Origin of the sequence: Streptomyces sp. NPDC059917 (assembly GCF_042730635.1) — a bacterium.
Taxonomy (GTDB): Bacteria; Actinomycetota; Actinomycetes; order Streptomycetales; family Streptomycetaceae; genus Streptomyces.
Map to the genome: position 1 here is coordinate 25,476 of NZ_JBHWLC010000036.1, position 10,595 is coordinate 36,070.

Sequence of the window (10,595 nt, forward strand, 5' to 3'; positions counted from 1 at the left end):
CCAGTGCCGCGCCCCCTAACAAGCGAGGCGCGCGGCCCGCAGCACCCGGGTACCCCGGGCGGACTCGTAGCGGTCGACCACCGACCGGGCCAGCAGCGGATGATCGGCCAGCGGCTCCGACACCGTCCACGCCCCGACCCCCGCCAACGCGTGCGTGAAGCGGCCCGGAGCCAACAGGTGCGCCCCGACCGCCACCCGCGTGAAGCCCGCACCGCGCAGCGAGGCCAGCGCCTCGGCCACCGTCGGCCCCGCCGACGTCAGGTACGCCGGTACCACCGGGACGGGATCGGGCCCGCCGTCCGCCTCCAGCAGCGCGGCCAGCCGCGCCGCGCAGAGCCGGGTGCCGTCGTTCCCGCCCGGCCGCGAGGAACCCGCCCCCGCCACGACGACCGCGTCGGCCCGCGCGTACGGGCCGCGGCGCCGCTCCGCCTCGCGCAGGCGCCCGTACAACGCCAGCGCGACGCCGCGCTCCGCGCTCAGCCCGGGCGTGAGCACGCACCCGGTACCGTCCAGGACCGCCGGGACGTCGATCCGGCGGTGGTAGCCGTCGCCCAGCAGCAGCGGGACCACCACGGCCCCCGGATGCGCGCGCACCACCTCCGCGAGCGAGGGGCGCTGCACGTCGAGATGGCCCACGACCGCGCGGACCCCGCTCAGCGCCTCCACCGTCGCGGTCAACCGCGAGATCGTCGCGGCCGCGGCCGGGACGGCACTGCCGTGCACGGCGAGAACGAGCATGACGGCCACCTCCACGACTGCGCGCCGATCCCTGAGCCGGCGCCTGCCCCCCTGCCCCCACGCTAGGCCCCGGGTGCCCCCGCCACAGGCCCCCCAAAGGCCTTCGCCGCAGGTCACAGGTCCTGTGCGGAACAGGACCGGCTACCCCCCTGCCCGGGCCCTTTACGGCCGTCCGGGACCACCGCGCGGACCTACCGTCAAAAGAGTCGAAAGTGGTGGCGGCCGACGCGCGACACGCGCGCGGCCCCGGGAACGGACGGAGTGGGACCATGGCGCAGACGCTGGTCGTCATCGGCCACGGCATGGTGGGACACCGCCTGCTGGAGGCCCTCGCCGAGCGCGACGCACTGGCCGGACCCGGCCGCACCGGCGCCGGCGGCTGGCACGTCGTCGTCCTCGCCGAAGAAGCCCGACCGGCCTACGACCGCGTGCACCTCTCGGCCGCCTTCACCGGATCCACCGGCGAAGAGCTGGCCCTCGCCGCACCCGGCTTCCTCGAACAGCACGGCATCGACCTGCGCCTCGGCGACCCCGCCGTACACGTCGACACCGCCGCCCGCACGGTCACCAGCGCCTCGGGCGACGTCATCGGCTACGACGCCCTCGTGCTCGCCACCGGGTCCTACCCCTTCGTGCCGCCCATCGACGGCGCCGACGCCGACGGCTGCTTCACCTACCGCACCCTCGACGACGTCGAGGCCCTCACCGCCTACGCGGCCGACCCCGCCGTCACCACGGGCGTCGTCATCGGCGGCGGACTCCTCGGCCTCGAAGCGGCCGGCGCCCTGCGCACCCTCGGCCTGACCACGCACGTCGTCGAGTTCGCGCCCCGCCTGATGCCCCTCCAGGTCGACGACGGCGGCGCCGCGGCGCTGCGCGCCACCATCGAGTCGATGGGCGTCGCCGTGCACACCGGCGTCGGCGCAGGCGGCGTACAGATGCACCCCGACGGCCGCGCCCAGGCCCTGCGGCTGACCAACGGCGAGGAGATCGGCGCGGACGTCGTCGTCTTCTCCGCCGGAGTGCGCCCCCGCGACCGCCTGGCCCGCGAGTGCGGACTCGCCGTCGGCGACCGCGGCGGCGTCGTCGTCGACGCCCACTGCCGCACCAGCGACCCCTACGTCTACGCCGTCGGCGAGTGCGCGCAGAGCGTCGACGGCAAGGTCTACGGGCTCGTCGCCCCCGGCTACCAGATGGCCGAGACCGTCGCCGAGGCGCTCGCCGGGGCCGGTGAACTCACCTTCACCGGAGCCGACACCTCCACCAAGCTCAAGCTGATGGGCGCCGACGTGGCCTCCTTCGGCGATCCCTTCGCCCCCGAGGGCCGCGACGGCGCCGTCTCCGTGGTCTTCTCCGACGCCCGCGAAGGCGTCTACAAGAAGCTCCTGCTCGGCCCCGACGGCGCGCTGCTCGGCGGGATCCTGGTCGGCGACGCGGGCGCCTACGGCTCGCTCAAGCCGCACGCCGGGCGGATGCTGCCCGGCCCCGCCGAGGCCTTCATCCTGCCCTCCACGGACGGCATCGAGCTGCCCGGCGCCGACGCCCTGCCCGACGACGCGGTGGTGTGCAGCTGCCACAACGTCACCAAGGGCCAGGTCCGCACCGCCGTGGCCGAGGAGTCGCTGACCGACCTCGGCGGCATCAAGAAGTGCACCAAGGCGGGCACCGGTTGCGGCGGCTGCCTCGGCACCCTGCAGGCCGTGCTCGACGCCGAGATGGCCGCGGCCGGGATCGAGAAGGCCCGCGGACTGTGCGAGCACTTCACGCTCACCCGCGCCGAGATCTACGAGAAGGTCGCCACCGAGCACATCCGCAGCTTCAGCGAGCTGCTGGAGACCCACGGCACCGGTGGCGAGGGCTGCGCGGTCTGCAAGCCGGTCGTCGCCAACGTGCTCGGCACCCTCGCCCCCGACCTCGGTCTCGGGCACATCCTGGAGGGCGAGCAGGCCGCGCTCCAGGACTCCAACGACCTCTTCCTCGCCAACCTGCAGAAGGACGGCACCTATTCGGTCGTGCCGCGGGTCGCCGGCGGCGAGATCACCGCCGACCAGGTGATCGCCATCGGCGAGGTCGCCCGGGACTACGGTCTCTACACGAAGATCACCGGGGCCCAGCGGATCGGCCTCTTCGGCGCCCGCGCCGAGCAGCTGCCCGACATCTGGCGCCGCCTCGGCGGAGCCGGCTTCGAATCGGGCCAGGCCTACGGAAAGTCCCTGCGCGCGGTCAAGTCCTGCGTCGGCGCCCGCTTCTGCCGCTTCGGGCAGGGCGACTCCATCCAGCTCGCCATCGACCTGGAGCTGCGCTACCGGGGACTGCGCACACCGCACAAGTTCAAGGGCGGGGTCTCGGGCTGCGTGCGCGAGTGCGCCGAGGCCCGCGGCAAGGACGTCGGGATCATCGCCACCAGCAAGGGCTGGAACCTGTACGTCGGCGGCAACGGCGGCGCCGTCCCGCGCCACGCCGACCTGCTGGCCGCGGACCTGGCGACCGGCGAACTCTTCGCCCTGATCGACCGCTTCCTCATGTACTACGTCCGCACCGGCGAACGCCTGGAGCGCACCGCCGCGTGGGTCGAGCGGCTCGGCGGCAGCGGCGCGGGCCTGGACCACCTCAGGTCGGTGCTGATCGAGGACGAGCTCGGGATCTGCGCGGAGCTGGAGGCGCAGATGGAGCGGCACGTGTCCGCCTACCAGGACGAGTGGCAGGCGGTCCTGGAGGACCCGGCGGCGCTGGAGCGCTTCGGCGCCCCGGCGCGCGGCGCCGTCACCACCGACGGTGTGGACGCGGTGTCCGACGGCGTGGACTTCGGCGGGGCCGGGGCCCTGGAGCCGGGGCGCGGGCGCGCGGTGGTGCTGCCCGACGGCAGCCGGGCGGCCGTCTTCAAGGACCGCGCGGGCACGGTGTACGCGGTCGGCGACCGGGACCCCTTCTCCGGGGCCGACGTGATCGCCAACGGCATCATGGGCACCCGGGACGGCGTCCCGGTGGTGACCTCGCCGATGCACAAGCAGGTCTTCGACCTGCGGACCGGGATCTGCCTGGACGACCCGGACGTCGCCCTGCCGGTCCTGCCGGTCCTGCGACCGCAGCCGTGACGCGGCACGGCTGCGAGCGGGCGCGGGCGTAGGGCAGGTATAGGGCCGCGCCGGTGGCCGTACGGCACGTCGCGGGCGCGACCAACGCACTGTGGGCGGCGGGACCTTGTCCTGTCGCCCACGCGACGTTCTCCCCTGACGCGCGGCGGGTCGGCGAGCGGATCCTGGATACGTCAGGACCCTCAGCACCAGTTCACAACGTTCAGGACACTGCCATGAGTTCCGCCACCCAGGATGCGCCCCCGGCAACGACCTGTCGCGCCCTCGCGCCCGACCCGGCGCAGTACCGGCCCGGCCGCACCATCACCGAATGGACTCCGGAGGATCCGTCCTTCTGGCAGTCCACGGGCAAGAAGGTCGCCACGCGCAACCTGTGGATCGCGGTCCCGGCGCTCCTGGTCGCCTTCGTCGTCTGGCAGGTCTGGAGCATCACGGCCACCAACCTCAAGGACGTCGGCTTCGGCTTCAGCCAGTCGCAGCTCTTCTGGCTGACGGCCGTCCCCGGCATCACGGGCGGCACCGCCCGCATCTTCTACACCTTCCTCGGCCCGATGATCGGCCAGCGCCGCTTCACCACGCTCTCCACGATCGTCCTGATCGTGCCGCTGATCTGGCTGGGCTTCGCGGTCCAGGACACGTCGACCTCGTACACCACGATGGTCGCGATCGCCGCGCTCTGCGGTATCGGCGGCGCCAACTTCTCCTCCTCGCTGGCCAACATCGGCTTCTTCTACCCGAAGCAGGAGAAGGGCAACGCGACCGGCATCAACGGCGGCCTGGGCAACCTGGGCGTGTCCGTGGTGCAGCTGCTCACCCCGATCCTGATCACCACCTCGGTGCTGGCGATCGGCGCGGGCCAGAAGAAGGCGAACGGCTCGGAGATCTACCTCCAGAACGCGGCCTTCGTCTGGGTGCCGGTGCTGGTGGTCCTCGCGGCCGTGGCCTGGTTCGGCCAGAACGACCTGAAGGTCGCCTCCACCCCCTTCAGCAAGCAGAAGGTCATCTTCAAGCGCAAGCACAACTGGGTGATGACCTGGCTGTACGTCGGCACCTTCGGCTCCTTCATCGGCTTCGCGGCGGCCCTGCCGCTGCTGATCAAGACCACCTTCCCGGAGTACTCGGTCGCCACCTACGCCTGGATGGGCCCCGCCCTGGGCGCCCTCGCCCGCTGGGCCGGCGGCTGGATCGCCGACAAGCTGGGCGGCGCGCGGGTCACGATCCTGTCCTTCGTGGGCATGGGTGCCTCGATCATCGGTGTGATCACCTTCCTCCCCGCGGGCTCGGACACCGGCTCCTTCTACGGCTTCTTCTTCTGCTTCCTGTCGGCGTTCTTCTTCTCGGGCATCGGCAACGGCTCGACCTTCCGCCAGATCCCGGTCATCTTCCGCGGCCAGCACCTGAAGGGTCTGACCGAGGGCACCCCGCAGTACGCGGCCGCGCTCAAGCAGGCGGAGATCGAGTCCGGCGCGGTCACCGGCTTCACCGCCGCGATCGCCGCCTACGGCTTCTTCTTCATCCCGGCGATGTTCGCGAACTTCGCGGTGACCAGCGCGATGTGGGGCTTCGTGGCCTTCTACGCGAGCTGCGTGGTCGTGGCCTGGTACTTCTACGCCCGCAAGGGCGCCGAGGCCCCCAGCTAGGCCCCCGCCAGCCCCTCGGCCAAGCCCCGGACCGGGCCGTCTCCTCCGTATCGCGCCCGACCCGCGCGATCCGCAGGAGGGGGCCCGCTCCGCTGGCCCGGTCGGTTGGTCGGCCGGTCGGCTGGCCGGTCGGTTCGGTTCGGTCCGTCCGTCCGCCCGTCCGCCCGTCTCCTTCGGATCATCGTCCGTCCCCGAAAGACCCCCTCCCGGGGCCCCTCGATCGGAAGGTCACCTCCGTGCTCGGCATGTTCGCGCAGCTCGCCGTCATGGTGGCGGCCATCGCCCTCGGGTCCCGCAAGGGCGGGGTGGCCATGGGGCTCTGGGGCGCCGTCGGGGTCTTCGTGCTCGCGACCTTCTTCGGGGTCACGCCCGCCGACACCTCGGGCATCGTCGACGTCATGCTGATCATCCTCGCGGTGATCATGGCGGCCGCGGCGATGGAGGCGGCCGGTGGCATCGACTACCTCGTCGGGCTCGCGGAGAAGGCGATCCGGCGCAAGCCCAGCCGGGTGGTCTTCGTGGCCCCCCTCGTCTCATGGGCCTTCACGCTGGGCGCCGGAACGGCCCACGTCTTCTACCCCCTCCTCCCCGTGATCCACGACGTCGCCCGCGAGGGCGGGGTCCGCCCGGAGCGGCCCATCGCCGTCTCCTCCATCGCCGCCACCTTCGGTATCACCGCGTCCCCCGTGTCCGCCGCCATGGCCGCCATGATCGTGATGTTCGACGGCGACGGCTGGAACCTGCCGCGGATCATGGCCGTCGCCGTCCCGGCCACCCTGATCGGCGTCATCGTCGCGGCCACCGTGCAGTCGCGGATCGGCAAGGAGCTGGGGGAGGACCCCGAGTACCTGCGCCGACTGGCCGCCGGGGAGATCGAGCCTCCCGCCGCGGCCGCCGCCGCGCCGGTCCTGCGGCCCCGGGCGCGCTGGTCGGCGTACCTCTTCATGGGTGGGGCCGTCGCGGTCGTCATCAGCGGTCTCTTCCCGGGGCTGCGCCCGGACACGGCCAAGGGGCCGCTGTCGATGCCCGCCACCATCGAGATCCTGATGATGGCCGTGGCCGCACTGATCCTGCTGCTGTGCCGGGTCGACGCGCTGCGGATACCCGGCACGGAGGTGGCCCGGTCCGGGCTCGTCGCCGTCATCGGCGTCTTCGGCCTGTCCTGGCTGGGGCTGTCCTTCATCGGTGCCAACGAGGCCCGGATCACCGGTGCGCTCGGCGGGGTCGCGCAGGACCACCCCTGGTTCTTCGCCATCATGCTGCTGCTCCTCTCCGCTCTGCTCTTCAGTCAGGCCACGACCACCAAGGCGCTGATGCCGCTGGGCATCGCCCTCGGTATCCCGGCCCCCCTCCTCATAGCGATGTGGCCGGCCGTGAACGGCTATTTCCTCCTCCCCACCTACGGCACCTTCATCGCGGCGATCAATTTCGACCGGACCGGCACCACCCGGGTCGGCCGCTTCGTGGTGAACCACTCCTTCATGCTGCCGGGGCTGATCACGACGTGCGTCGCGGTATCCACAGGCTTCGCTCTGGTTCAGATTGTCTGACTGCTCCGAGATTCTTGTGAAAGCTTTCACAAGCGCACGAAGGACCTTTGACCTGCTCAAAATGCCAGTTCAGCGGGGGTGGGGGACCCTTGAGGCCGGGGATGAAGGGACTTTCGGGCCCCAGCTCAGGACCAACGCTGCGCCAAATGATCGATCAAAAGGCGTGGAATGGAGACAAGCAATGAGGCGACTCGGAAGGTGCGGGCGATGACTGCCACCCCTGCGGAAACCACGAAGAACGGCGAAGCCTGGAACGGCTTCAAGGGCGGCCTGTGGCGCGACGCCATCGACGTCCGCGACTTCATCCAGCAGAACTACACGCCGTACGAGGGTGACGATTCCTTCCTCGCCGGCCCGACCGAGCGCACCACCGCCGTGTGGAAGGCGATCACGGACAAGTTCCCCGAGGAGCGCGAGAAGGGCGTCTACGACGTCGCCCACGACATCCCCTCGACGATCACCGCCCACGCGCCCGGCTACATCGACCGCGACAAGGACCTGATCGTCGGCCTCCAGACGGACGCCCCGCTCAAGCGCGCGATCATGCCGAACGGCGGCTGGCGCATGGTCGCCGGCGCCCTGGAGACCTACGGCTACCCGGTCTCCGCGGAGCTGGAGAAGGTCTTCACGGAGTACCGCAAGACCCACAACGCCGGTGTCTTCGACGCCTACACCCCCGACATCCGGGCCGCCCGCAAGGCCGGCATCGTCACCGGTCTGCCCGACGCCTACGGTCGCGGCCGCATCATCGGCGACTACCGCCGCGTGGCCCTCTACGGCGTCGACCGTCTCATCGCGGTGAAGAAGGAGGAGAAGGAGGAGCTGAACGCCCTCCCCGCGGGCAACCGCTCGCTGGAGGAGACGATCCGGCTCCGCGAGGAACTCTCCGAGCAGATCCGCTCGCTCGCCGAACTGAAGGCGATGGCGGCCTCCTACGGCCACGACATCTCCGGCCCGGCGACCAGCGGCCGCGAGGCCATCCAGTGGCTGTACTTCGCCTACCTCGCCGCCGTGAAGGAGCAGAACGGCGCGGCCATGTCGCTCGGCCGCACCTCCACCTTCATCGACGTCTACCTCCAGCGCGACATCGAGGCCGGCCTCCTGACGGAGGAGCAGGCCCAGGAGCTGGTCGACGACTTCATCATCAAGCTCCGCATCGTGCGCTTCCTGCGGACCCCCGAGTACGACGAGCTGTTCAGCGGCGACCCCACCTGGGTCACCGAGTCGATCGCGGGCATGGGCGAGGACGGCCGTCCGCTGGTCACCCGGAGCTCCTTCCGCTACCTCCAGACCCTCTACAACCTCGGTCCGGCCCCCGAGCCGAACATGACGGTCTTCTGGTCGCCGCAGCTGCCGCAGGGCTTCAAGGAGTACTGCGCCCGCGTCTCGATCGACACCTCGTCGGTCCAGTACGAGTCGGACGAGCTGATGCGCCCGCGCTTCGGCGACGACACCGCCATCGCGTGCTGCGTCTCGGCCATGCCGGTCGGCAAGCAGATGCAGTTCTTCGGCGCCCGCGTGAACCTCGCCAAGACCCTGCTCTACGCGATCAACGGCGGCCGGGACGAGAAGTCCGGCGCCCAGGTCGGCCCCTCGACCGGCGCGCTCGACGCCGAGGTGCTCGACTACGACCAGGTCATGGTCAAGTTCGACGAGCAGATGGAATGGCTGGCCGCGACCTACGTCCACGCGCTGAACGTCATCCACTACATGCACGACCGGTACGCCTACGAGCGCATCGAGATGGCGCTGCACGACCGTGACGTGCGCCGCACGATGGCCTGCGGCATCGCCGGCCTCTCGGTCGCCGCCGACTCGCTGGCCGCGATCAAGTACGCCAAGGTCACCCCGGTGCGCGACGAGACGGGCCTGGCCACCGACTACACCATCGAGGGCGACTACCCGGCCTTCGGCAACAACGACGACCGGGTCGACGCCATCGCGGTGTGGCTGGTCGAGGAGTTCATGAAGAAGGTGCGCAAGCACCCGACCTACCGGGACGCCGAGCACACCCAGTCCGTGCTGACCATCACCTCGAACGTCGTCTACGGCAAGAAGACCGGCAACACGCCGGACGGACGCCGGGCGGGCGAGCCGTTCTCCCCGGGCGCCAACCCGATGAACGGCCGCGACACCCACGGCTACGTCACCTCCGCGCTGTCGGTCGCGAAGCTGCCCTACGAGGACGCCGAGGACGGCATCTCGCTGACCAACACGGTCACCCCCGACGGCCTGGGCCGCACCCCCGAGGAGCGGATCAAGAACCTGGCGGGCGTGCTCGACGGCTACATGGCCAGCGACGGCTTCCACATGAACGTGAACGTCCTCAACCGCGACACGCTCATGGACGCCATGGAGCACCCGGAGAACTACCCGCAGCTGACCATCCGGGTCAGCGGGTACGCGGTGAACTTCGTCCGGCTGACCCGCGCCCAGCAGATGGACGTGCTGAACCGCACCTTCCACGGCTCGCTCTAGGGCCGCCCCGCCCGGCCGGGTCCCCACGGGATCCGGCCGGGCGCCCACAGACCGCGCGGCCCGGGGCCGGGCTCCCCCGCACCGGCCCCGGACCGCGCGAATCCAACCGTCGACCGCCCCGCACGGGGGTCGACCGCCCCACACCAGATCAGCCCCTCGAATCTGGAGCACCTGCCATGACCGTCCTGCTCGGTACGAACATCCCCGTCGGCGCCGCCAACGCCGTCCCCTTCGGCGCCGCCCCCGTCAGCGCGGGGCAGACCCCCGCCGCCGCCGCGACCCAGCGGCCGAGCGAGGGTTCCGTGCACTCCTGGGACCTGTCGACGGGCGTGGACGGTCCCGGTACCCGCTTCGTCACCTTCCTCGCGGGGTGCCCGCTGGCCTGCCTCTACTGCCACAACCCCGACACCATGCGGATGCGCAGCGGCAAGCGGACCTCGGCCGACGACGTGATCGCCGAGGCGCGCAAGTACACCCGCTTCATCACCGCCTCCGGCGGCGGCGCCACCATCTCCGGCGGCGAGCCGCTGCTCCAGCCCGTCTTCGCGGGCGAGCTGCTGCACCGGATGAAGCACGACCTCGGGCTGCACACCGCCCTGGACACCTCCGGGTTCCTGGGGGCGCGCGCCACCGACGCGCTGCTGCGCGACGTGGACCTGGTCCTGCTGGACATCAAGTCCTGGGACCGGGAGACCTACAAGAAGGTGACCGGCCGCCCGCTGGAGCCCACCCTCGACTTCGCCCGGCGCCTGGCCGACCTCGGCAACGAGGTGCACCTGCGGTTCGTGCTGGTGCCGGGGCTGACCGACGCCCAGGAGAACATCGAGGGCGTCGCGGACTTCGCCGCGGGCCTCGGCAACGTCTCGCGGGTCGACGTCCTGCCCTTCCACAAGCTGGGAGAGAGCAAGTGGGAGGCGCTGGACATGGAGTTCTCCCTGCACGACACGCCCTCGCCCAGCGCCGAGCAGGTCGCGCGGGCCAAGGCGGTCTTCGCGGCGCGGGGGCTGCTGGCCGTCTGACGGCACGTCCCCCGTGGACGCCCCTCCCTCGTGAACCCCCGTCCCTCGAATGGCTCAACGTGAGAGGGCTCATAG

6 protein-coding genes are annotated in these 10,595 nt (G+C 71.3%); 5 read left to right on the plus strand and 1 reads right to left on the minus strand.

What is annotated here, in order from left to right; all coding sequences use genetic code 11:
• Positions 1–15: 15 nt before the first annotated feature.
• The gene (locus ACFWAR_RS21425; protein WP_385779396.1) at positions 16–738 is read right to left on the minus strand and encodes a sirohydrochlorin chelatase; all 723 of its coding nucleotides are present in this window, start codon (positions 736–738) and stop codon (positions 16–18) included.
• Positions 739–1,007: 269 nt separating this feature from the next.
• Here ACFWAR_RS21425 and nirB point away from each other — a divergent pair, with 269 nt between their 5' ends.
• The 5 genes from nirB (at position 1,008) to pflA (ending at position 10,520) form a co-directional block, all read left to right on the plus strand.
• Entirely contained in the window at positions 1,008–3,833 is a 2,826-nt protein-coding gene (gene nirB, locus ACFWAR_RS21430; protein ID WP_385779398.1) for a nitrite reductase large subunit NirB, read from the plus strand.
• Between the two features lie 215 nt (positions 3,834–4,048).
• Complete coding sequence (locus ACFWAR_RS21435; protein WP_385779400.1) at positions 4,049–5,473, plus strand: NarK family nitrate/nitrite MFS transporter; 1,425 nt, start codon at positions 4,049–4,051, stop codon at positions 5,471–5,473.
• 245 nt (positions 5,474–5,718) lie between these two features.
• Positions 5,719–7,023 carry an anaerobic C4-dicarboxylate transporter family protein gene (locus tag ACFWAR_RS21440; RefSeq protein WP_385779485.1) on the plus strand — a complete coding sequence of 435 codons (1,305 nt, stop codon included), beginning with the start codon at positions 5,719–5,721 and terminating at the stop codon, positions 7,021–7,023.
• A 207-nt stretch (positions 7,024–7,230) separates the two neighbouring features.
• Positions 7,231–9,501, plus strand: a complete 2,271-nt coding sequence (gene pflB / locus ACFWAR_RS21445) for a formate C-acetyltransferase (protein WP_385779402.1) — start codon at positions 7,231–7,233, stop codon at positions 9,499–9,501.
• Positions 9,502–9,677: 176 nt separating this feature from the next.
• Positions 9,678–10,520 carry a pyruvate formate-lyase-activating protein gene (gene pflA / locus ACFWAR_RS21450; RefSeq protein ID WP_385779404.1) on the plus strand — a complete coding sequence of 281 codons (843 nt, stop codon included), beginning with the start codon at positions 9,678–9,680 and terminating at the stop codon, positions 10,518–10,520.
• Positions 10,521–10,595: the final 75 nt, after the last annotated feature.